The organism is Francisella adeliensis, from assembly GCF_003290445.1.
Taxonomy (GTDB): Bacteria; Pseudomonadota; Gammaproteobacteria; order Francisellales; family Francisellaceae; genus Francisella; species Francisella adeliensis.
Genome location: NZ_CP021781.1, coordinates 154,438 through 176,828 on the forward strand (window position 1 = coordinate 154,438; position 22,391 = coordinate 176,828).

A 22,391-nucleotide genomic window follows, 5' to 3' on the forward strand; every position below is an offset into this window, starting at 1 on the left:
AATATGTCAAGAATAGGTAAAAAACCTGTTGCTATTCCAAGCGGTGTTACAATTAGTATAGCTGCTGGTAATGCTGTTGAGGTTAAAGGAGCTAAAGCTACTTTAAATAAAACTTTCTCAAGAGATGTAACATTTAATGTTGCTGAGAATGAAGCTACTATCACACCTAATAACAACAGTAAAAACGCTGTTGCTCAATCAGGTACTGCAAGAGCTATATTAAATAATATGGTTGAAGGTGTTAGTAAAGGTTTTGAGAAAAAGCTTAAAATTATTGGTGTTGGTTATCGTGCGAAAGCTCAAGGTACTGACTTAAACCTAACTTTAGGTTTTTCACATCCTGTAGTTTATAGTCTTCCTCAAGGTATAACTGCTGAAACTCCAACTCCTACAGAAATCGTACTGAAAGGTGCTGATAAGGAAGTTTTAGGTAAAGTAGCTGCTGAGATAAGAGATTATAGAAAACCTGAGCCTTATAAAGGTAAAGGTGTGCGTTACGAAGACGAATACGTAGCTAAAAAAGAAGCTAAGAAGAAGTAAAGGATAGTATTATTATGAATAAGAAAACTTCTCGTTTAAGTCGTAGCAAGCGTACTAGAATTAAACTTAGAGAGCTAGGTCATGAAAGACTTTGCGTATATAGAACACCTAAGCATATTTATGCTCAAGTGATCTCTGGTGATGGTTCTACTGTATTAGCTGCTGCATCTACTGTAGAAAAAGATATCAAAGAAAAATGCAAATATACTGGTAATGTTCAATCAGCAATTGTTGTTGGTGAAGCTATTGCTAAAATTTGTAAAGACAAAGGTATCGAGAAAGTTGCTTTTGATAGATCTGGGTTTAAATATCATGGTCGTGTAAAAGCATTGGCTGACTCTGCTAGAGAGCACGGCTTACAGTTTTAATAAATAAATATGGTGATTATTCATTATGTCTAATGAAGTAAAAAAGAACGATGAGCTAATTGAAAAATTAGTTAGTGTCAAAAGACACTCTAAAACAGTTAAAGGCGGCAGAATCATGAGCTTTGCAGCACTAACTGTTGTGGGTGACGGTAAAGGCAAAGTAGGAATAGGTAGAGGTAAGTCGAGAGAAGTGCCTGTTGCTATCCAAAAAGCTATGGAAGACGCTAAAAGAAACATGGTATCAGTAAACTTAAATAATGATACGTTATGGTACTCTACTATGTCTAACCACGGAGCTTCTAAGGTTTATATGCAACCTGCTTCTGCTGGTACAGGTATTATTGCTGGTGGTGCTATGCGTTCAGTTTTTGAAGTTGTTGGTGTACACAACGTATTAGCAAAAACATATGGATCAACAAATCCAGTGAATGTTGTAAGAGCTACTATTGCTGGCTTAGCTAAAATTAATTCACCAGAACAGATGGCTGATAAAAGAGGCCTATCTGTTGAAGATATTCAGGGGTAATTGATTATGAGTGAAGCTAAAACATTTAAAGTTACTTTAGTAAAAAGCTTAATTGGCCGTAAGCAAAACCATATAGCATCTGCTAGAGGTCTTGGCTTAAGAAAAATAAACCACACAGTAGAAGTAGTTGATACTCCTGAAAATCGTGGAATGGCTAATAAAATATATTACATGGTTAAAATAGAGGGGTAGTATAATGAAATTAAATACAATCGCTCCTGCTGCTGGCTCAAAAAGCGCGCCTAAAAGACTTGGTCGTGGTATCGGAAGTGGCTTCGGCAAAACTTCTGGTAAAGGACACAAAGGTCAAAAAGCTCGTTCAGGTGGCTATCATAAGGTAGGTTTTGAAGGTGGTCAAATGCCTTTGCAAAGAAGATTACCAAAATTTGGTTTTACTTCACCAACTAAAAGATTTGCAGCTGAAGTTAGGCTACATGAATTAAATAATGTAGATGCTGATGTTGTAACAATTGATGTGCTTAAAGATCTTGGTCTTATAAGAAAAGATATCAAATCAGTTAAAGTAATAGCTTCTGGTGAAATCACTAAAGCTGTTAGCCTTCAGGGTATAGCTTGCACAAAAGGTGCGAAAGAAGCTATCGAAAAAGCTGGTGGTAAAATAGAAGAGTAAGATCAACGATATGTCTAAGTTTAATGGTGCTCAAGGTACAGGAGAATTAAGGTCTCGATTAATTTTTGTAGTTATCGCGATACTTGTGTTTAGGTTGGGAGTATATATTCCTATACCAAATATAGATCCTACAAAGCTAGTTGAAATTATATCAAAACAAAGTTCATCAGGCACAGGTGGTTTGATGAGCATGTTTAATATGTTCTCTGGTGGTGCTCTTACTCAAATGAGTATATTTGCCCTTGGTGTGATGCCATATATTTCTGCCTCAATTATATTTCAAATGCTGTCAGCAGTTTATCCGAAATTTATTGAGTTAAAGAAAGAGGGTGAATCTGGTCAAAAGAAAATCACTCAATATACTAGATATTTGACACTTGCTCTATCATTGGTTCAGTCATTAGGTATAGTGGCGTTCGTATTGCATCAAGATGGTTTGGTTACTACAAATAATATGGGTTTATTTTACCTTACTACTGTAGTATCTGTAACAACAGGAAGTATGTTTTTGATGTGGCTAGGTGAGCAAATCAGTGAAAGAGGTGTAGGAAACGGTATTTCACTACTAATCTTCTCTGGTATTGTTGCAAACCTTCCATTTGAAATTTCAAATACTTTATCTCAAGCTAACCAACATGTGATTTCGTATCTGTCTGTTTGGGTTCTTTTAATATTATTATTGTTGGTTATAGCATTTGTAGTATTTATGGAAAGTGCTCAAAGAAAGATTACTGTTAATTATGCGAAAAGACAGCAGGGCAGAAAAATGTATGCTGCGCAGACTAGTCATCTTCCATTGAAGCTTAACATGGCCGGTGTAATTCCAGCGATTTTTGCTTCTTCGATTTTGATGGTTCCTGGTGTGTTATTCGGCTGGTTATCAAGCTACGGTTCATTAAACTGGATGGCAGATGTATCAGAAATGTTACAGCCAGGTAGTATTCTTTATACAGTTGTATTTGCTGCTACGATTATATTCTTTTGTTTCTTCTACACTTCTTTAGTATTTAATCCTAAAGAAACGGCGGATAATCTTAAGAAATCTGGTGCTTATATTTCTGGTGTAAGACCTGGCGAGCAAACTGCCAAATATATTGATGCAGTAATGACTAGATTAACTTTAGTTGGATCTTTATACATCACAGCTATATGTTTGTTACCAATATTTGTAGTGAAATTCTTCGCAAGTGGGCTTTCATTCACTTTTGGTGGAACATCTTTACTAATCGTAGTTGTGGTTATGATGGACTTTATGGCTCAAGTAAGATCACATATGATGTCTACTCAATATGATTCGCTTCTTAAAAAAGCAAATCTTAATGGCAAGAGACAATAAATAATTTTTGGAGAAATATAATGAAAGTTAGAGCTTCAGTTAAAAAAATGTGTAGAAACTGTAAAGTTATTAAGCGTAACAGAGTTGTTCGCGTAATATGTACAGACCCTAGACATAAGCAAAGACAAGGTTAATAAGTCTGGCTTTATAAATAAAGCTTGATTATTTGTTATTAAAAAGTTATTCTAGCAAGTTACAAATTGCTAAATAGCACTAAAAATAAGAATAATAATTATTAGGAGTGAATAAATGGCTCGTATAGCTGGTGTTAATATACCTGTTCATAAACATGCGGTAATTGGATTAACTTCAATTTATGGTATAGGTAAAACTAGAGCAATTCAAATTTGCGAAAACTGCAAAGTTGATCAATCTGTTAAAATTAAAGATTTAACAGAAGCACAAGTTGAAAGCTTAAGAACAGAGGTTGCTAAGTATACTGTTGAAGGTGACTTGCGTCGTAATGTCTCTATGGACATTAAAAGACTTATGGACTTAGGTTGTGTTAGAGGAAGAAGACATCGTCGTAGTCTTCCTGTAAGAGGACAGAGAACGAAGACAAATGCTCGTACTCGTAAGGGTCCAAGAAAGCCTATAAAGGCATAATATAATTATAACTATAACGAATTAAAGGTAGATTATATGGCTAAGTCTGTTAGATCATCAAAAAAGAAAGTAAAAAGAGTAGTTACTGATGCAGTAGCTCATATTTACTCTTCTTTTAATAACACTATAGTAACTATTACAGATAGACAAGGTAATGCGTTATCTTGGGCTACTTCTGGTGGTAGTGGCTTTAGAGGTTCAAGAAAAAGTACACCATTTGCAGCACAGATAGCTGCAGAAAGAGCGGTTGATGCTGCTTTAGAGTATGGTGTTAAGAATGTAGATGTTTTAGTGAAAGGACCAGGTTCAGGTAGAGATTCAGCAGTTAGAGCTTTAAATGCTAAAAATTTAAAAGTTACTAGCATCACTGATGTAACTCCATTACCACACAATGGTTGTCGTCCTCCTAAAAAGCGTCGTGTATAATATTTAAAGGGAATTAATAATGGCTAGATATCTAGGACCTAAATGTAAGCTTGCTAGAAGAGAAGGTACAGACTTATTTTTAAAAAGTGGCGTAAAAGCTAACGATGAAAAGTGCAAAATGAATACTGCACCGGGTCAACATGGTGCAAGAAGAGCGCGCCTTTCTGACTATGGTTTACAGTTAAGAGAAAAGCAAAAAGTTCGTCGTATGTACGGTGTTTTAGAAAAGCAGTTTAAAAAGTACTACTTAGAAGCTAACAGAAGAAAAGGTAATACTGGTGCTACATTACTTGAGATTTTAGAATCAAGATTAGACAATGTTGTATACAGAATGGGTTTTGCTTCTACAAGAGCAGAAGCTAGACAGTTAGTTGTACATAAAGGCATAGTCGTAAATGGACATACTTGCAATGTACCTTCAGCTCAAATTAAAGCTGGTGATGTTGTGTCTGTTCGTGAGAAAGCTAAAAAGCAACTTAGAATACAAAATGCTGTTGAACTTGCTAAGCAAAGACAGGAACTTTCTTGGATTGATGTTAACACTGATTCATTAGAAGGTAACATGAAAGCTTCTCCAGATAGATCTGAATTATCTTCAGATATCAATGAACAATTAATTATTGAGCTTTACTCTAAGTAATAATTATTAAATTATTTCTTTTAGTTGCTTATTTATAGCCTTATCTCAAGGGGATTTTTTTAGTGAGTAATAATAATTCAAAAAAGGATTTTATACCTAATATTCAACTTACAGAAGAGTTGGGCGCTTTTGGTTATAAAGTACAACTTTCTCCAGTTGAAAAAGGTATGGCTCATATCCTTGGTAATTCAATTAGAAGAGTACTTCTTTCATCATTGCCTGGTGCATCTATTATCAAAGTAAACATTAAAGATGTTTTGCATGAATATTCTGCATTAGAAGATGTTAAAGAAGATGTGGTTGAAATAGCTACAAATTTAAAAAAAGTAGCGATTAAACTAGATGACAATATTGAAAACGCTGAGTTAGAGTTGTCTGTTGATAAGTTGGGTGTTGTTACTGCTGGAGATTTTAAAACATCTACCGGTATAGAAATAGTAAACATTAACCAACCAATAGCTACACTAACAAGTAAAAGAGAATTTGCTCTAGTTGCAACTGTAGAAAAAGGAAGAAACATAGGTATTCTTTCTACTTTACCTACAAAGCTTGAGCAAATAGGCGACATTGCTGTAGATTCAGACTTTAATCCAATCAAAAGGGTTGCGTTTGAAGTTTTAGAAAACGGTGAAAGCGAAACCCTTGAACTTTTTGTTAAAACTAATGGAACTGTTGAACCTTTAGCAGCTGTGACTACAGCTCTAGAGTATTTTTGTGAGCAAGTATCTGTATTTGTATCACTTAAAGTTCCTAGTCAAGGTAGATCGGGGGATCCTTTGGCGGATTCTAATATTGACCCAATGTTACTAAAACCAATTGATGATTTAGAGCTTACTGTTAGATCTTCTAACTGTTTAAGAGCTGAAAATATCAAGTATCTTGGTGATTTGGTACAGTATTCTGAGTCACAGTTGATGAAAATACCTAATTTAGGTAAGAAATCTCTAACAGAGATTAAACAAATTTTAATAGACAACAGTTTAACTCTAGGTGTTCAAATAGAGAACTTTAGAGAACTTGTTGAAGGTAAATAATATATAGTAATCAAATAATATTAACTATAAAGGAGTTATTACTATGAGACATCGCATGAAAGGAAGAAAATTTGGTAGAACTAGTAGTCACAGAAAAGCTATGTTTAAAAACATGTCTGCTTCTTTGATTAACCATGAGCTAATCAAAACTACACTTCCAAAAGCAAAAGAACTTAGAACTATTGTTGAGCCATTAATCACATTAGCTAAGAGAGAATTCAAATTAAGAAATGAACTTGATGTAAACTCTAATGAGTTCAAAGCTCAATCAGTTGCATTAAGAAGACAAGCTTTCAATTTCTTAAGAAATAAAGCAGCAGTAACTAAGCTTTTTGAAGAGTTTGGTACTCGTTATGCTGAAAGAGCTGGTGGTTATACAAGAATCCTTAAGTGTGGTTTTAGATTTGGTGATAAAGCTCCTATGGCTTTCATCGAATTAATTGATCGTCCAGAAGTTGACGAAGCTGTTGAAGCTGAGTAATTCATAATAATATTCTAATACTGTTTTTCTTATATTTTCTCTCTTAAATCTTTGCTAAAATTAAGACTATTATTTAACTAAATCTTAAATTATGAAGCAAAAAATCTATCAGTTTGTTATTATTATTCTAGTCATAATAAATTCAATGACATTAATTGCGCAAGTTGATTATGGGGATGTTGATTATTTAGATTATGTAAATACAACATTTTCAGTTGTTTTTTCAATTGAGTATCTTATTAGGTTGTTGTGCTCAAGAAAAAGATTGAGATTTATTTTTCAATTTTATAATATTGTTGATTTTATAGCTATATTTTTGCCACTTATTTTAGGATTATTTGGAGTTAGCTCACAAGAGCTTATAGTGCTTCGACTTCTGAGAGTCTTTAAAATTTTTCAAAATAGTTCCATTATGGATAGATTGATTAAAGTATTTAAAAAGATCTATCTTGAGTTATTAGTTTCTTACTGTTTGATTTTTGTTATTTTAATCATCTCATGTGTGATGATGTACTATGCTGAACATGAAGCCCAACCACAGGTCTTTTCGACTATATCTAATACGCTTTGGTGGGGAGTTACTACTCTTACAACAGTGGGTTATGGAGATATGTATCCAGTAACATTACTTGGGAGAATTATTGCAACACTGCTTTCAATGTTGGGTATAGGAGTCTTTGCGATTCCTAGTGGCTTAATTGGAGCATCATTTATCGATGAGATGAGAGAGGAACGAGAGCTAAAACTTAACGAAAAAAAAGTTAATTCTATTGGCGATTAGTCTTATAGATGTTTTCATTAGAGAAATATTTCAACATTTTGTCATTGACGATATTTTTAGTGTATCTGATTGGGTTGATGTCAATACCACCTCTGCGCGTGTATAAACACTGTACAAGTAGCTCCTGTGGCTCAAACTTTGTGTATATGTTGTGATATATGCTTTCAGAGATTTCTTCATGGAAATGCTGTTCTTTGCGCATACTAGTAATGTGACGAAGTAGACTTTCTTCTGTTGGCAATTTTTTTCCTTTTATATGAATATATACATCACCCCAATCAGGCTGATTAGTTACCCTACAGTTAGATCTTAATAGAGCTGAGTGAATTCTCAATGTTTGAACTTCTTCATAGTGTTGAATCACTAGAGAGTGATTTGAGCTTTGATCAATTTCAATATCTAAGTCATCAATGTTTTTAAAATCACAATGTGATATCGGAATTTCTATAAGATTTGGTATGTTCACATCATAAATTTTCACTTTGATATTTTTTTCATCAATTTTTAATTGTAGGTCCTTGGTGATGATATTTTCAAGCTCATAAATAAGGTCTTCCTTTGTTACTCCCTTTAGTTTGCAAAGGTTAAAAGAATTTAGGTATAACTTTAAACTTTTTGACTCTACAATATTTATAGAGTCTGCAGGGAAAAATATCTTCATGATACCAACAAATGGTTTACCCTTGGCATTTATTGTAGAAAGCTCATAGCAGTTCCATACATCGAAGCCTTTGAATAAATTTTGATCTATACCATGAGACTCTCTATTAAGACTTCTTGGTATTGCTACTAATAAAGAATTATCTATATTCTCAGGAGCAATATAGCTTGCCATTTTGTTGTTTAAACTATCTTTGCCTAAGAATTTAGCAGCGATTTCGTTAGTATTTTTCATATCTTTAAGTTTTAGAAATAATTTGATTATGTGAAATTATACATTGAGGTTTGTAGAGAGAAAATATAATAATGAAATTTTATTGTAAGAAGAATTTGCAGAACTGATAGGTTTTATTAATGTACGCTCCAAGCAATTTCTACAAATAAGAATAATGTAGTGTAAATACCCATAAAAATGAAAGGCATATATATTTCTAAGATTCTAATCGGTTTAAATGAACCTTTTTCTTCAGCAATATGTTCTTCTGTTAACCAAACTCTTGATGGCAGGCGTCTTTCCAGAGATGGTACAATACTGCTTTTTATTTGAATATGGTGTCTGAAAAATCTTATAATTTTCCACCAAGAGTAACAAAAGACCAATCCAGCAAAATAAGGAATACTTACTAGTACTCCTGAAGGAGGATTTTCTACATTTATGTTATTACTAACCGCAAGAGCAACTATACCGACTAACATTAGGTTAACAACTAAGAAGAAAAGGTTAATTACTATTCTTCGGAAATTTGTTTTATCTGTTAGTTCAACATAAATTCTATACTGCTCTATTAAAAGAGAGTTATATTGCTCATTAGATAAGTTACTTTCATCTTCATTACTCCACAACTTATCTTGAATTTCTTTATGGCTTATCTTTTCCATTTTTTTCCTTTGAGGTGAAATATTCATACACCTATAATCCTATTATATTTTAGGTTATTTATCAAACTTTTCTACTTGTTTAATTTTATGCGACTCACTATGCGTGTTAATGTTTTATATATGCTTGTAATAATTATATATCTAGCTAGCATTAGAGTAACTATCGAATTTTTTCACCAGTAATTAGGTTTATAATATTTGATGGCTTAGTTTGGGAAACAGGAGTTTTCAATACAAGAATATCTTTAAATATTTTATTTATGAATACTGAATTATTAATAAATTCTTCCCCAGAGAGATTTGCACTAGTTGAAATAATGGCACAGTTAAGACTCGAGCATATTTTTTCAACAGTTTTTGTTTTAACTATTCTTATAGCAACGGTAGGTCTTCCTCCTGTAAGCCAAAAAAATTCACTCTTAGCTGGCACAATCCATGTGGTCGGGGTTGATATGGGGATCTGAATTAACTTTAATTGTTCGTTTGTTAGTTTTTCTATATCTATATATTTATTAATATGATTAAAATCATGAGATATAATTATAAACCCTTTACTTGAATCACGGTTTTTAAGGTTTATGATTTTTTCGACGCTAGACTGTTTTATTAGGCAGCTTAGACCATAAACTGTGTCTGTAGGTATAGAGACCACATTGTTATTTTTTAGCTCGTTAATAATGGTGGTTATATTTCTCGTTAGCATTATTGTTGATATTAGAGTAAGTCGGTGCAATAGCTTATATTTTATACTTTTAACAGACATAAAAAAACCTGTAAACTAAGTTATAGCTTACAGGCCTATATAAAATTAGAAGTTTTAGAATTTAAGTGAATTACTTCTTGCTTAATTGCTCTTTAATTAAGTCACCTAAAGTTGTAGGAGTCATTTGCTCTACTTTGTAGTTAGATTTACCGCCAGTTGAAGCAGATATGCTTTCATCGTCAACAGCTTTGATAGATAGAGCAATACTTCTCTTCTTCATGTCAATATTGATGATTCTAGTTTCAACTTCTTGACCTTCAGATAATTCATCACGAACATCTTTAGTGTGCTCAGTAGAAACTTCAGCAATTCTAATGAAGCCATCGATACCGTTTTCTTCATCAAGCATTACTACAGCACCATTTTCTTGTACTTTAGTGATGTTACCTTTGATTAAAGAACCTTTAGGGTGAACATTTACAAAGTTCTTGAATGGGTCTTCAGATAACTGCTTCATGCTAAGAGCGATTCTTTCAAGGTCAGTGTTTACAGAAACTAATACAGCTTCTACATCATCACCTTTTTTAAGTTCTTTGATAGCTTTTGAAGGGTTGTCCCAAGATACATCAGAGATGTGAACAAGACCATCAATACCACCTTCTAGGCCGATAAATACACCAAACTCAGTGATAGATCTGATTTTACCATGAACTTTATCACCAACTTTGAAATTATCTTCAAAAGAATCCCAAGGGTTAGCTTTACATTGCTTAATACCTAGAGAAATTCTGTGTTTCTGAGCATCTAACTCAAGTACGATAACTTCAACTTCTTGGCCAATTGATACAGCTTTGTGAGGGTTAACATTCTTGTTAGTCCAATCCATTTCAGATGTGTGAACAAGACCTTCTATACCTTCTTTAAGCTTAACAAAACAACCATAGTCTGTAATGTTTGTAACAGAACCCATAAGCTTAGCGCCTACAGGAAGCTCATTAGCAATATTTAACCAAGGATCTTCACCTAACTGCTTGATACCTAGAGAAATTCTTTGCTTTTCTTTATCGAATTTAATTACTTTAACATTAATCTCATCACCGATAGTTAATACATCTGTAGGATGGCTGATTCTGCTCCATGAAATATCTGTGATATGTAATAGACCATCAACACCACCAAGATCGATGAACGCACCGAAATCTGTGATATTTTTAACGATACCGCTAAGTACTGAACCTTCAGAGATTTTCTCTAAGATAGCATCTCTATCGCCAGAGTTGTTCTCTTCGATAACAGCTTTTCTTGATACAACAATGTTGTTTCTCTTAGTGTCGATTTTAACTACTTTTAATTCGATATCTTTATCTTCTAAATGAGCTACATCTTTTACTGGTCTAGTATCAACTAGAGAACCTGGTAAAAATGCTCTTAAGCCTTCAACATCCATAGTGTAACCACCACGAACGTGGTTAGTGATTTTACCAAGAATAGTTTCGTTATTTTCAAAAGCATTTTCAACTCTATCCCATAATTCTATTTTCTTAGCTTTATCTCTTGAAAGTCTAGTCTCACCCCAGCTGTTATCTAATGCTTCTAGCACTACATTTAGCTTATCACCAGCAGCTATCTCTAGCTCACCATCACTGTTTTTAAGTGATGAAACAGGAATGAAAGACTCTGATTTTAAACCAGCGTCGATCATAGCATAGTCTTTGTCTATACTAACAACTGTTGCTTCGATGATTTTACCTACTCTCATCTCTGTTTGTTTTAGAGATTGCTCAAATAGTTCTTTGAAATTTTCTGACATTTTTTGATTTCCATTTCCAGTGTGGTTGGTTTTACAAAGTTTACTGATACCCACCGGTAATTATAAAAATACCAGTAAACATTTTTTGCATTGTACAAGTTTATAGAAATACTGATTATACTTCAAGAGTAAAATTTTTAGGTTAAGACTTGGCTTTATAGCTTTAATCCGACACAATTAACTAACACAAGAGTGATAAGAAAATTATCAAGCTAATGAGTAATGAGTTTTTAGACCACGAATTTTTTATGAAAAAGGCATATTACCAAGCCTTATTGGCTTATAAGATAGGAGAGGTCCCTGTTGGAGCTGTGCTCGTTGACGGAGATAACAATATAATCGCTGAAGGTTTTAACCAGACGATAACTTTGAAAGACCCTACAGCTCATGCTGAAACATTAGTTTTAAGAAAAGCAGCTCAACAATTAGATAATTATCGCTTACTAGATACAAAATTGTATGTCACATTGGAGCCATGTATAATGTGTATAGGTGCTCTAATTCAGGCTAGAGTCGGTAATCTTTTTTTTGGCTGTGACGATTCTCGAGTTGGGATTTTATCAAAAGAGAAGCTTCACAAGAATAAAGATATTAACCATAATCTTAATGTTGTAGGTGGTATAATGTCACAACAATGTGGTGAACTTTTAAAAAACTTTTTTAGGGAACGAAGAAAGTAAGTTATGGCAAATGAAAAAATAGTAGTTTTATATGGTGGAGATTCGCCAGAAAGAGAGGTTTCGCTTAAGTCAGGTGAGGCTGTTATAAAATCTTTACAGAAACAACAGTATGACTGTGTAGGTTTAGATGCTAGTCATAAACAGCTAGTAGAAAAACTTTTAGAAATCCAACCAGATAAATGCTTTATTGCTCTTCATGGGGAAGACGGTGAAAATGGTAGGGTTGCAGCTCTTTTAGAAATGCTTAATATCCCACATACTACTTGTAGCATGAAGGCAGGTGTTGTAACAATGGATAAAATGATTTCAAAAGAAATATTGATACATAATAAAATGCCAACACCATTCGCTAAAATTTTAACAAAAAATCTCGTTGGTGAAGATGAGATAAGTTTTCCTGTCGCAGTAAAACCTGCTAACGGAGGCTCAAGCATAGCTACATTTAAAGTCAAAAAAATATCTGATTTGAAAGCAGCTTATAATGAGGCTTCAAAGTATGGTAAAGTCATGGTTGAGCAGTGGATCACTGGTAAAGAGATAACGGTTACAGTTATAAATGATGAAGTCTACTCCTCTGTATGGATAGAGCCCTTGAATGAATTTTATGATTATGAATCAAAATACAGTGGTAAGTCGATTTATCATAGTCCAAGTGGACTTGGTAAAGATAAAGAATTAGAAGTTCGAAGGCTTGCAAAAAAAACGTATGATATCTTAGGTTGTAGTGGTCATGCTAGAGTTGACTTTATATACAGTAATGGCTTGTTCTATATTATGGAAGTTAATTCATCTCCAGGAATGACAGAAAATAGTTTATCCCCAAAATCAGCAGCAGCTGAAGGGGTAACTTTCGATGAACTAGTTAGAACAATTATAGAACAAGCAAAATGATTAGAATAGTTAGAAAGCTTTTAATATTAATTGTAATATTAGCTACAATATTGGTAGCTACTTTATATGTGGTTGGCAAGACAGATAAAACTATTTCTAGAGTTGATATTGTTTCTAATGATGGTTTGTCCTATATATCTAAGCAATCATTAATTGATAACCTTGCTAAAGACGGAAGTAAAGAGTGGTTTGATGTAAATGTAAATGAAATTGAACACTCACTTTATAATATTAAAGGTGTTGATTATGCTCTGGTTAAAAAAATATGGCCATCTACAATAGTTATATACCTCTTTGATCATAAACCTGTAGCTTATTGGAATAATAGTGAAATACTGTTAGATAACATGGAACTAATTAAACCAGAAGTATTTAGTTATAATGGAGATTTACCCCATATTCAAAGTGATAATCCAGAGAGTAGAGACTATATTTTTGACACCTATCAAAACCTTGAAAAAATAGCCACTAGTAAGGATGAATCAATATTAGAGATTATCTATAAGGGTAACCAATTCCAGCTTGTACTTTCAGGTGGTATGAATGTTATGCTTGGGTCTAGTAAACTTGGTGCGAAATTGAAAGAATTTTTTGCTAATTTTAAGAAAGTTAGAAATTATGAATCAGTTAAATATTTCGACATGAGATATACAGATGGGTTTACTGTTAAATACAGTTAAAATTTTATGATAGAAGGTTATATCATTAATGAGTAATATAAAGTACCGCAAAGATATAGATGGATTAAGAGCCTTTGCTGTTATTTCTGTAGTTTTATTTCACTTAGAATTTAGTTGGGTTAAATCAGGTTTTCTTGGCGTTGATGTTTTCTTTGTAATATCGGGGTACTTAATAACTACAATTATCATTAGAGATTTACAACAAGGTATATTCTCTATAAAAAACTTCTATTTACGCAGAATTAGAAGAATACTTCCTGCTTTAATTGTCGTTACACTATTTTCCTCTTTTTTCGCTTGGCTAATCCTTACTCCAGGCGACTTAATGAGTTACTCAAAGTCGTTAATAACTGCTTTAGGTTCTTTTTCAAACTTGTTTTTCTTTAAAACTCTTAACTTTGGATATTTCAATACTGATTCAAGCATAATACCTTTGCTTCATACATGGTCTTTAGGTATCGAAGAGCAGTTTTATATTGTTTGGCCAATTATTTTAATACTACTTTTTAAACTGAAACTATCTTCAAAGAAAAATCTTGTCATTATAACTGTTATCTTAACATTAGCTTCCATATCATTCTTCTTTTGGAAACACTTTCCTAAATTTTACTATATCCCTATAGCTAGAGGGTTTGAGCTATTATTTGGTTGTATTCTAGCTATATTACTTAACAATAGAAAAGCTGTATCACATAATAAGTTTACTCTAAATGCTTTATCTATAGCTTCATTTATTATGATGGTAGTTCCATGCTATTTTGTGGTAGTACCTTACCCAAGTATATGGACTCTTGTCGCATGTTTAGGTGCTGCTATGTATATATTCAGCGGTAGCTATCAAAATACTACGCCAATATTTAATAGAGTACTTTCTTTTAAACCTTTTGTAGCCATTGGAGTTATATCATACTCTTTATATCTTTGGCACTGGCCTATAATTGCTTATGCTAATTATATGAGTTTAACTAAAACACCTGTTGTTTGTTTGGTTATATTTATTGTAAGTATTGTGTTAGCAACGCTATCATATTTCTTTGTTGAAAAACCATTTAGGCATAAAATTAAATTTAATCTAACAAAAAGTGTTTTACTATTATGGATAACACCAATAATAATTGCTTGCTTGTTTGCTTTAGGTACAAGACATATTGCTGGATTTGGGTTTAATAGCATAAGTAAAGAAACACAAGACAAGACATCTTTTTATGGAGTTTTAAAGAAAGATTCACTATGTTATAACGAAGAAGGTGAAAACCCTAATTTCCTTAAAGATTCAGCGATACTTCCAGATTTTAAAAAGTGTGAAATAGGTAGAAATAAAAACGATATATCTCCAGATGTGCTTGTGGTAGGTGATTCTCATGCATTTTCAGATACGGGAATGCTGAATGTAATGCTTAAAAATGCAAAATTATCTGGATATGTTGTAACACAAAGTAGTACGCCGCTTCTGATAAGAAAAGCTAATGAGTATGAAAATGGCTCGAGCGTTAAAAATCGAGATACTGTTGTCGTTGAAATGTTAAAAAAACATAAGTTTAAATATGTGGTTATTGCTGGAAATTGGGTTAATCATAAGCCTATAAATATCCTTAAGCAACGACTCTTAAATGATATTGAGTTTATAGAGTCTCAAGGTGCAGTTCCTGTTTTAATGGTAGACTCACCATCTAGTACTATTCAGCCAACCTGCGGATTAACGCGACTTGGAAAGATTTTAGGGTCAAGATGTTATTTTGCAAAAGAAAATCCTAAATTTGATGATGAAGAAGTGAATCAATTAATATATAAAATTCAAGCAAATAACAAAAAAGTAAAGGTTATTGACCCTACAAAAATTATTTGTGATAATGAAAAGTGTTATACATCAATAGGTGAAACACCTTTGTATTTTAATCAGTCAACGGATTATAATAGTCATTTAAGTTATGCTGGATCGACTTTAATTGGAGAGCTTTATCTGAAGAAATATGATAATCCATTTCTTAAGACTGTAACTACATCGACAGAAACTAAAACTTGACCTAAAGTGTTTACAAATATACTATTTGCTAAAATATTTAAACTATTTATGTTCAAAATTGAAAGATATAACTTATTCTGAAATTTTTTATTCCCCTCAGGGTGAAGGTCATTATACTGGTGTGGTGAGTGCTTGGATTAGACTTTTCTCGTGTAATTTGCAGTGCGATGGTTTTGGTCAAAAAGATCCAACAGATGTAAATATTTATCAGTTACCATATAAAACTTGTGATGTTTCTAATATTAAGAGAATGAAAGATTTACCTGTTTTTGAAACAGGCTGTGATAGTAGCTATTCATGGTCAAAGAAATTCAAACACTTAGCCAAAACTCAAAGTATCGAGAAAACTGTCGATGAATTAGAAAATATACTCCCAACAAAAAAGTTTTTGCATAAAGATTCAAAGCAAGAAACACATTTATGCATTACTGGTGGAGAACCATTGATTAATCAAGATCAAATAGTTGCTATGCTGCAAGAATTTGAAAGAAGAGAGAACTTGCCTAAGTTTATTACTATTGAAACTAATGGTACACAAAAACTAAATAATGAGTTTAAAAAATATTTTAAAAAATATATCGCAAAAGGAAATGAGTTATTTTTATCGGTATCACCCAAACTTTTTAGCATAACAGGTGAGAAAAGAGCTAAAGCCATTAAGCCTGAAACTATCAAGGAATATTATGAGTTATCATCAAAAGGGCAATTAAAGTTTGTTATTGATAATAAGCAACCTTCACAAATCGAGTTAGAAGAGTTAGTTAGTATATTTAGAACATATGGTATTTGGTATAATGTATGGTGTATGCCTTTAGGGGCTTTAAAAGAGCAGCAGTATAAGATAGCTCGAGAGGTAGCAGAGTATGCAAGCTCTAAGGGGTATTATACTTGTGCTAGAGTACATACATATTTATTTGGTAATGAGATAGGGACATAAAGTCAATGTGGCAAATTAGTAAATCTTTTGATTTTTGTTATGGACATCGAGTTTGGGCTCAAGAGTTAAATTCTGAGTTCAGTGAAAATAAAAAATGTTCGTGTCGACATTTACACGGTCATAATGGTACAGCTACAATAAATCTTGTTTCTGAAAGTTTAGATAAACAAGGTATGGTTACTGATTTTGGTAATTTAAGCTGGTTTAAAACATGGTTAAAAAATCATATCGACCATAAATTTATTCTAGATATTAATGACCCATTATTTATGAGTCTTACTCATTCAAAAGAGTTGCAGAATCAAAGTTTTGAAGGGCTACAGATTGCTCAAGCAATCGTGCAAGATGGAAGTCTTGACAAGCATTTACAAGAGTATTTAAATAGCTTTGTTGTGGTTAATTTTATACCTACATCAGAAAATTTAGCTAAATGGTTATGTCAGATAATTTCTCATAAAATGAAGCAATTAAATATAAAGGTTCATAGTGTCGAACTTTATGAAACGCCTAAATCAAAAAGTATATATTATAACAATCAATAACATCAGTTATAAAAACCTACCTTACGTATAATGTTTTCTATTTTTAGTCAAATTTATGTTTAGTGCGTAATATCAGTTATAATAGTTCAAAATATTAATTAATAAAAGTTTACCACTATGGATTCAGATAAAGAATTAGGTCTTAGAGTTAGAGAGCTTTTGATAAGCAAAAAGCTTGAAACACCATTAAGAGAAGGGTTTGAATTAAATAATTCTAACAAGATTGAAATAGAAAAAAATTTCGAAAGTATTTTATATAATCTTGGTTTGGATTTGGAAAATGATTCTCTAAAAAAATCACCTAAAAGAATAGCTGATATGTATATCAATGAGTTATTTAAAGGACTTGATTATAATAATTTCCCAAAATGCTCGGCTATAGAAAATAATGTAGAGTATAATGATATTGTAATAGAAAAAGATATTACAACTTCTTCAACTTGCGAACATCACTTTGTAATGATTGATGGTTTTACACATATTGGATATATTCCGAATAAAAAAATCATAGGATTATCAAAGTTTAATAGAATAACAGATTTTTTTGCAACACGACCACAAGTACAAGAACGATTAACTAGGCAAATCTTTGAAACTTTAAAGTATATTTTAGAGACAGAAGATGTAGCGGTAGTAATGGAAGCAAAACATAATTGTGTCAGAGCTCGTGGGATTAAAGATTATAATTCAACAACAATAACCTCAGCTATGGGAGGTGCATTTATGGATGATAGTGCATGTCGTAAAGAGTTTATGGATTTGGTTAGGAAATAGATATGAATGCAGTATTATCATTATCAGGAGGTTTAGATTCATCTACAGTATTGCTTGACCTTATAGATAAAGGTTACAATATAACATGTTTCACATTCAACTATGGTCAGAAACATTATCAAGAGATTCAAAAAGCTTGTAATCTTATTGAGTTTTTAAACTCAAAAGGGCATGAAATTTCTCATAAGGTTTTGGATATGTCTTTTATGCAGGATATTCTGTATTCTTCGCTTATAACAGGTAATTCAGAAGTGCCAGAAGGACGTTATGATGAAGCTAATATGCGTGATACAGTAGTGCCTAATCGTAACAAAGTCTTTGCCTCAATAATTCAAGCCGCTGCATTATCAATTTATGAAAAGACTAGAGTTAAAACAGTTATTGCTTTAGGTATTCATGCAGGAGACCATGCGGTATATCGAGATTGTACACCAGAGTTTAGGCAAAAGGATTATGATGCTTTTATTGAGGGTAATTATGATGCTGAAAATGTATCTTACTATACGCCATTTATAAATACCCCTAAAGATGAACTACTAGCTAAAGGTTTAGACATTTTAAATAAAATGGGTGTTGATTATAAAGATTATTATTATCATACGCTAACATCATATAAACCAATGGAAATAGATAGCGTAGTTTATAGTGATTATAAGTCAGCATCTTCTATCGAAAGGATAGAGTCTTTTGTGAAAAATAATGCTGTTGACCCAATTAAATATGCTGATGGACAAAAAGAAGTAAGCTGGGATTTCGTGAAAAAAGAAGTTTGTAAATAAATACTAATAGTTTTTAGTTACTCAATTCTTGGTCAATATACTTATCATTTTTAAGCCATAGATTGTTTAACCAGTTTTGAAATGTTTTTTTATCATTAGCATTATTAAAATAATCACCAAGAGGAACCTCTGCTATAGGGATAAAATCAACTTTGACTTTTATTTTCTTTGTTTTTCTTATCATGAAATCCCAAAGGGTTTGGTTAGGGTTCTCGTAGACAATAGTTGTATTTAGGATACCCGTCATTTTTCCTGATAAACTTTTGAGTATTACAGCTATTCCACCAGCTTTAGGTCTAAGTAGGTGAGAGTAATTACTCTTCTTAGCTTTTTGGTCTGTATAGCGTGTGCCTTCAACAAAATTTACAATTGTAGTAGGTCTATCAGACAGGCTTTGACAATATTCTTTTGTCATTTCAATATCTTTACCCTCTTTATCCGGATGTTTGGCGATATATTCCTTAGAGTATCTTTTCATTGCAGGAAATTCTAATGCCCAACATACAATGCCTATTAGTGGTACAAAAAACATCTGAAATTTCATGAAGAATTTTGGAAAAGCGATTTTTTTATGAAAAGCTAACATTAATATAAGAGTATCTAGCCAACTCTTATGATTACTAATAATTAAATATGAGTTTTTTCTTCTTAGTTCAGCATTTTGCTCAAACTCGATTTCAGTAGGTGAAAATAACTCTGTAACAAGTATTGCGAAGCTTACCCAAAAACTTGCTAACGCTTGTACAGCTGTTGTACAGTGGTACTTTACGCTCTTTATTGGAATGATGAGTTTTAAGACAGAAAAAAATATGACTGGTAGAAATACTATTGCTGAATTAATCAGCAAACATATAATTGAAAATAACCCATAATATGCGTATTTTAGAGCTTTTAGCATCTTTGTATAAGAAGTTTAATAAGATTCTACTACTATCTTAGCATATTGATAAGAGCACTAACAACACCATTAGTCCATCCAAAGCCATCTTGGACAATATATTCGCCTCCAGAAGCCTTAACTTCTAAATTGCAAATATCATATTTTTCGCGAATTTTACCTGTTTCACAATATTTTTTGTTGACAGTTTCTACAAAGTAAGAGGCAATTTTTTTAGCTAATTCATTATAGCCATAATTTTGAAGCCCAATGATTGTTTGCCATTGTAGTGGAGCCCAACCATTTGGAGAGTCCCATTGCTGAGATGTTTTATTAAGAGTAGTTATTAAACCGTGTTCAGTTAAAAAATCTCTTTCTACTATTTGAGCCACACCTTTAGCTTGCTCAGTTGTTGCAATGTTTAGAAATAGTGGTGTTACACCTGCTAAACTAACAATATTTGTTTGAGCATTAGTTTTCTTACTTACATCATAAAAGAAGTTTTTTTCTTGATTCCAAAATTTTGTTTGAATTATCTCTTTACGCAATAGGGCTAATTTGGAATATTTATCAGCTTTTGAGTTATTAGATATTTCTTTAAACCAAGTACTAAGAGAGTTTTCTAAGCCATATAAGTAACAGTTTAAATCAATTGGCAGTATATCGGTTGTTTGAATCGTATTAAAATTGTCAGTATCAGTAAACCATCTGCTACTAAAATCCCAACCTGATTCACAAGCTGCTCGAATGTTTCGGTAAAAGTCTTGCTTGTTAGCAATAGTTTGAGCATGTTCAATATCTTCTCGAAAAGATTCTGGCCTAGGAGTATCAAGTTCATCCCAATACCTATTTAGTCCATCAATATTTCTTTTTGTATTCATCCAGAAATTATATTCTTTTTCTAACGGTTCTAAATACTTTGAGATTGCAGATATTCCTAATTCTTTATAAAGTATTTCAACTATTAGATAAAAAAGAGGAGGCTGTGAGCGAGTTAGATAATACTTTCTATTAGCATTTGGAATAAAACCAATTTTATTTATTAAAAATGCAAAGTTATCAGCAATATTTTCAATAAGTTTTATTTGCCCATCGACCCTTAAACCTTCACATGTAAAGTAGCAATCCCAGTAATAAACTTCTCTAAACCTGCCTCCAGGTATTATATACGGTTTTGGCAATGGAATAAGAGAGCTAAGCTCATCATCTTTGTCAGAAGACAGAGATAAAAAGCTCCACATCTGTTTTATATAGTCTTCTAAAGACAGTTTTTCATTTTGGTTAAATGTTTTTTCTGCTACAGGAGGGTAGAAGTTTTCTTCGATAAAGTTTTTTAAATCAAAATCACTATTTTCTTTTAGCATTTTATAGTCTGCTAAAATTTCTTGAGGGTTTTTGTTGGGAGTCATATCCACAAAATATTTTGAATCATCAAAGCAAGGTTTTAGTTGAACAGCTTCAAATAACTCACCAGATAGTTGAATTAGGTTGTTTTCAATTTTCATATACTAGTCTTTTCCTCGTAATTTAGCATAAGGTGGTATTAATAATACCAGTAAAGCAATAGGTATTAATATGCAATAAAAAGCAGTTATCCCACCAAAATGAGCAAATATTTGACTAACGATTCTTGAGCCAATTGTTCCGCCTAGTGCTGAAGAAATTATAATTAATCCAGCCATAGCACTTTGCATATTTGTAGGTTGGCTACTTAAGATGCTTGAGCATAGCGTCGGATATATTGGGCCCATAAAAAACCCAACAAGAGGAAATAACAAGGCGATAAATATTCCTATTGATGAATCTTGAGTATTTGTTGGTACAAGTTTAGAAAGTTCAAGTGTGCAAACTATAAGGGTAGCACAGCTAACAAGACCTATAATTAAAACTTTTTTCCAGCTTGTTTTTTTCATTTGAATACCAAAAAACATTCTTCCAGCAGCAATACTTAATGCAAATAAGCTTGCCATCATCACACTAGTTGTTTCTGAAAGATGTAAAATATAGTTATTAAAAGTTGGTAGCCATGATTGTACGCCTTGTTCTATAAACACATAAAAGAAGGCACTAACTATAAATAAAAGTACAACAGGTAGCTTAATTAGATTAAGCATAGATAGTGTGTCGGCTATCGCACTTTGAGTTTTGTTTTTTTCTACAGATGATTCATCAAGCTTTGTGAATAACAGTAGTAAAAAAGCAATACCTGCTAGACTTGCTATTATCCAATAGGTGTTTAGCCAGTTGCCGAGATATATAAAAGCACTAAAAAATAAAAAGCTAAGTACAACACCCATCTGAAAGCTTCCTTCCAAGAAACTAACCAAACTAGCATGTTCTTGTGAGTTTTTTGTGATGATACCAACAGTTGAATATACCGAGACTTTTATAAGAGCAAATGCAACCCCAATCATTACAAACAAAAGTTTAGCAGCAATGAAAGTATTAAGTATAGGCATTGAAATACAGCCAAGTATTATAATAGCTAATCCAATAAGCATAGCTTTTTTATAACCAATTCTAGGAATAAATGAACATATTGCAAATGAGGTTGCTGCAATAGTAAGGTCTTTACAAGCTTCTAAAATACTAGCGTCGACTTCAGTTACACCATAGTGTTTCACAGATTGAAATATCACAATACCAACACTGTTTAACAAAATAGCACAAACAAAAAAGTTTAAAAAGAGAGATAGTTTTAATTGAAAAAAATTCATAAAGAACAAGGAAAAACATCGTATAGTTAGTTTAGGCTAACATAAAATCTTTGTCAAACTGGATGAATGT

28 protein-coding genes are annotated in these 22,391 nt (G+C 32.4%); 21 read left to right on the forward strand and 7 right to left on the reverse strand.

Features of this window, described 5'->3' with window-relative positions:
• The first annotated feature begins 3 nt into the window (after window positions 1–3).
• From rplF to CDH04_RS00770, 13 genes are all read left to right on the forward strand, one after another.
• On the forward strand, window positions 4–540 hold the full coding sequence (gene rplF / locus CDH04_RS00710) for a 50S ribosomal protein L6 (RefSeq protein ID WP_112869201.1): 537 nt from the start codon (window positions 4–6) through the stop codon (window positions 538–540).
• Between the two features lie 14 nt (window positions 541–554).
• Window positions 555–908, forward strand: coding sequence for a 50S ribosomal protein L18 (gene rplR / locus CDH04_RS00715; protein ID WP_112869202.1), 354 nt, complete (start codon window positions 555–557; stop codon window positions 906–908).
• Window positions 909–933: 25 nt separating this feature from the next.
• Entirely contained in the window at window positions 934–1,434 is a 501-nt protein-coding gene (gene rpsE / locus CDH04_RS00720) for a 30S ribosomal protein S5 (protein ID WP_112869203.1), read from the forward strand.
• A 6-nt stretch (window positions 1,435–1,440) separates the two neighbouring features.
• Complete coding sequence (gene rpmD, locus CDH04_RS00725; protein WP_112869204.1) at window positions 1,441–1,626, forward strand: 50S ribosomal protein L30; 186 nt, start codon at window positions 1,441–1,443, stop codon at window positions 1,624–1,626.
• 4 nt (window positions 1,627–1,630) lie between these two features.
• Window positions 1,631–2,065: a 50S ribosomal protein L15 gene (gene rplO, locus CDH04_RS00730; protein WP_112869205.1), complete on the forward strand. Its 435-nt coding sequence runs from the start codon at window positions 1,631–1,633 to the stop codon at window positions 2,063–2,065.
• Window positions 2,066–2,075: 10 nt separating this feature from the next.
• On the forward strand, window positions 2,076–3,401 hold the full coding sequence (gene secY, locus CDH04_RS00735; RefSeq protein WP_112869206.1) for a preprotein translocase subunit SecY: 1,326 nt from the start codon (window positions 2,076–2,078) through the stop codon (window positions 3,399–3,401).
• Window positions 3,402–3,421: 20 nt separating this feature from the next.
• Window positions 3,422–3,535 (forward strand): 50S ribosomal protein L36, encoded by a 114-nt coding sequence (rpmJ, locus tag CDH04_RS00740; RefSeq protein ID WP_003017816.1) that lies wholly within the window; start codon window positions 3,422–3,424, stop codon window positions 3,533–3,535.
• Between the two features lie 115 nt (window positions 3,536–3,650).
• A complete protein-coding gene (gene rpsM / locus CDH04_RS00745; protein WP_112869207.1) occupies window positions 3,651–4,007 on the forward strand; it encodes a 30S ribosomal protein S13 in 357 nt (118 codons plus the stop codon).
• Between the two features lie 36 nt (window positions 4,008–4,043).
• On the forward strand, window positions 4,044–4,433 hold the full coding sequence (gene rpsK / locus CDH04_RS00750) for a 30S ribosomal protein S11 (protein ID WP_112869208.1): 390 nt from the start codon (window positions 4,044–4,046) through the stop codon (window positions 4,431–4,433).
• Between the two features lie 19 nt (window positions 4,434–4,452).
• Window positions 4,453–5,073, forward strand: coding sequence for a 30S ribosomal protein S4 (gene rpsD / locus CDH04_RS00755; RefSeq protein WP_112869209.1), 621 nt, complete (start codon window positions 4,453–4,455; stop codon window positions 5,071–5,073).
• Window positions 5,074–5,135: 62 nt separating this feature from the next.
• Window positions 5,136–6,107 (forward strand): DNA-directed RNA polymerase subunit alpha, encoded by a 972-nt coding sequence (locus CDH04_RS00760; protein WP_112869210.1) that lies wholly within the window; start codon window positions 5,136–5,138, stop codon window positions 6,105–6,107.
• A 43-nt stretch (window positions 6,108–6,150) separates the two neighbouring features.
• Window positions 6,151–6,588 carry a 50S ribosomal protein L17 gene (gene rplQ / locus CDH04_RS00765; RefSeq protein ID WP_112869211.1) on the forward strand — a complete coding sequence of 146 codons (438 nt, stop codon included), beginning with the start codon at window positions 6,151–6,153 and terminating at the stop codon, window positions 6,586–6,588.
• Between the two features lie 91 nt (window positions 6,589–6,679).
• Window positions 6,680–7,369, forward strand: a complete 690-nt coding sequence (locus CDH04_RS00770) for an ion transporter (RefSeq protein WP_112869212.1) — start codon at window positions 6,680–6,682, stop codon at window positions 7,367–7,369.
• On the opposite strand, the gene CDH04_RS00775 is transcribed toward CDH04_RS00770, so the two are convergent.
• From CDH04_RS00775 to rpsA, 4 genes are all read right to left on the reverse strand, one after another.
• Window positions 7,356–8,264: an NADPH-dependent 7-cyano-7-deazaguanine reductase QueF gene (locus CDH04_RS00775; RefSeq protein WP_112869213.1), complete on the reverse strand. Its 909-nt coding sequence runs from the start codon at window positions 8,262–8,264 to the stop codon at window positions 7,356–7,358. The genes CDH04_RS00770 and CDH04_RS00775 overlap by 14 nt on opposite strands.
• Window positions 8,265–8,380: 116 nt before the next feature.
• Window positions 8,381–8,908: an intracellular proliferation membrane protein RipA gene (locus tag CDH04_RS00780; protein WP_112870849.1), complete on the reverse strand. Its 528-nt coding sequence runs from the start codon at window positions 8,906–8,908 to the stop codon at window positions 8,381–8,383.
• A 160-nt stretch (window positions 8,909–9,068) separates the two neighbouring features.
• Complete coding sequence (locus CDH04_RS00785) at window positions 9,069–9,611, reverse strand: L-threonylcarbamoyladenylate synthase (RefSeq protein WP_112870850.1); 543 nt, start codon at window positions 9,609–9,611, stop codon at window positions 9,069–9,071.
• Between the two features lie 130 nt (window positions 9,612–9,741).
• Window positions 9,742–11,469 carry a 30S ribosomal protein S1 gene (gene rpsA / locus CDH04_RS00790; protein WP_409254759.1) on the reverse strand — a complete coding sequence of 576 codons (1,728 nt, stop codon included), beginning with the start codon at window positions 11,467–11,469 and terminating at the stop codon, window positions 9,742–9,744.
• A 167-nt stretch (window positions 11,470–11,636) separates the two neighbouring features.
• Between rpsA and tadA the strand changes: the two genes are divergently transcribed.
• The 8 genes from tadA to CDH04_RS00830 all read left to right on the forward strand — a co-directional run bounded on the left by tadA (window position 11,637) and on the right by CDH04_RS00830 (window position 18,727).
• Window positions 11,637–12,101, forward strand: a complete 465-nt coding sequence (tadA, locus tag CDH04_RS00795; protein ID WP_112869215.1) for a tRNA adenosine(34) deaminase TadA — start codon at window positions 11,637–11,639, stop codon at window positions 12,099–12,101.
• A gap of 3 nt (window positions 12,102–12,104) precedes the next feature.
• Window positions 12,105–12,992, forward strand: coding sequence for a D-alanine--D-alanine ligase (locus tag CDH04_RS00800; RefSeq protein ID WP_112869216.1), 888 nt, complete (start codon window positions 12,105–12,107; stop codon window positions 12,990–12,992).
• Window positions 12,989–13,672, forward strand: coding sequence for a cell division protein FtsQ/DivIB (locus CDH04_RS00805; protein WP_112869217.1), 684 nt, complete (start codon window positions 12,989–12,991; stop codon window positions 13,670–13,672). Before CDH04_RS00800 ends, CDH04_RS00805 begins: the two co-directional genes overlap by 4 nt.
• A gap of 28 nt (window positions 13,673–13,700) precedes the next feature.
• Entirely contained in the window at window positions 13,701–15,695 is a 1,995-nt protein-coding gene (locus CDH04_RS00810; RefSeq protein ID WP_112869218.1) for an acyltransferase family protein, read from the forward strand.
• A gap of 58 nt (window positions 15,696–15,753) precedes the next feature.
• Window positions 15,754–16,632: a 7-carboxy-7-deazaguanine synthase QueE gene (locus CDH04_RS00815; protein ID WP_162699170.1), complete on the forward strand. Its 879-nt coding sequence runs from the start codon at window positions 15,754–15,756 to the stop codon at window positions 16,630–16,632.
• A gap of 5 nt (window positions 16,633–16,637) precedes the next feature.
• Complete coding sequence (locus tag CDH04_RS00820) at window positions 16,638–17,174, forward strand: 6-carboxytetrahydropterin synthase (RefSeq protein WP_112869220.1); 537 nt, start codon at window positions 16,638–16,640, stop codon at window positions 17,172–17,174.
• A 117-nt stretch (window positions 17,175–17,291) separates the two neighbouring features.
• Window positions 17,292–17,948 (forward strand): GTP cyclohydrolase I FolE, encoded by a 657-nt coding sequence (gene folE / locus CDH04_RS00825; protein ID WP_112869221.1) that lies wholly within the window; start codon window positions 17,292–17,294, stop codon window positions 17,946–17,948.
• A 2-nt stretch (window positions 17,949–17,950) separates the two neighbouring features.
• Window positions 17,951–18,727: a 7-cyano-7-deazaguanine synthase gene (locus CDH04_RS00830; RefSeq protein WP_112869222.1), complete on the forward strand. Its 777-nt coding sequence runs from the start codon at window positions 17,951–17,953 to the stop codon at window positions 18,725–18,727.
• Window positions 18,728–18,740: 13 nt separating this feature from the next.
• On the opposite strand, the gene CDH04_RS00835 is transcribed toward CDH04_RS00830, so the two are convergent.
• Genes CDH04_RS00835 through CDH04_RS00845 form a run of 3 tightly spaced genes read right to left on the reverse strand, consistent with a single transcriptional unit; the run spans window position 18,741 to window position 22,321 of the window.
• Complete coding sequence (locus tag CDH04_RS00835) at window positions 18,741–19,625, reverse strand: acetyltransferase (RefSeq protein WP_112869223.1); 885 nt, start codon at window positions 19,623–19,625, stop codon at window positions 18,741–18,743.
• 32 nt (window positions 19,626–19,657) lie between these two features.
• Entirely contained in the window at window positions 19,658–21,109 is a 1,452-nt protein-coding gene (locus tag CDH04_RS00840; protein WP_112869224.1) for a trehalase family glycosidase, read from the reverse strand.
• Between the two features lie 3 nt (window positions 21,110–21,112).
• The gene (locus CDH04_RS00845; RefSeq protein ID WP_112869225.1) at window positions 21,113–22,321 is read right to left on the reverse strand and encodes an MFS transporter; all 1,209 of its coding nucleotides are present in this window, start codon (window positions 22,319–22,321) and stop codon (window positions 21,113–21,115) included.
• Between the last annotated feature and the right edge of the window lie 70 nt (window positions 22,322–22,391).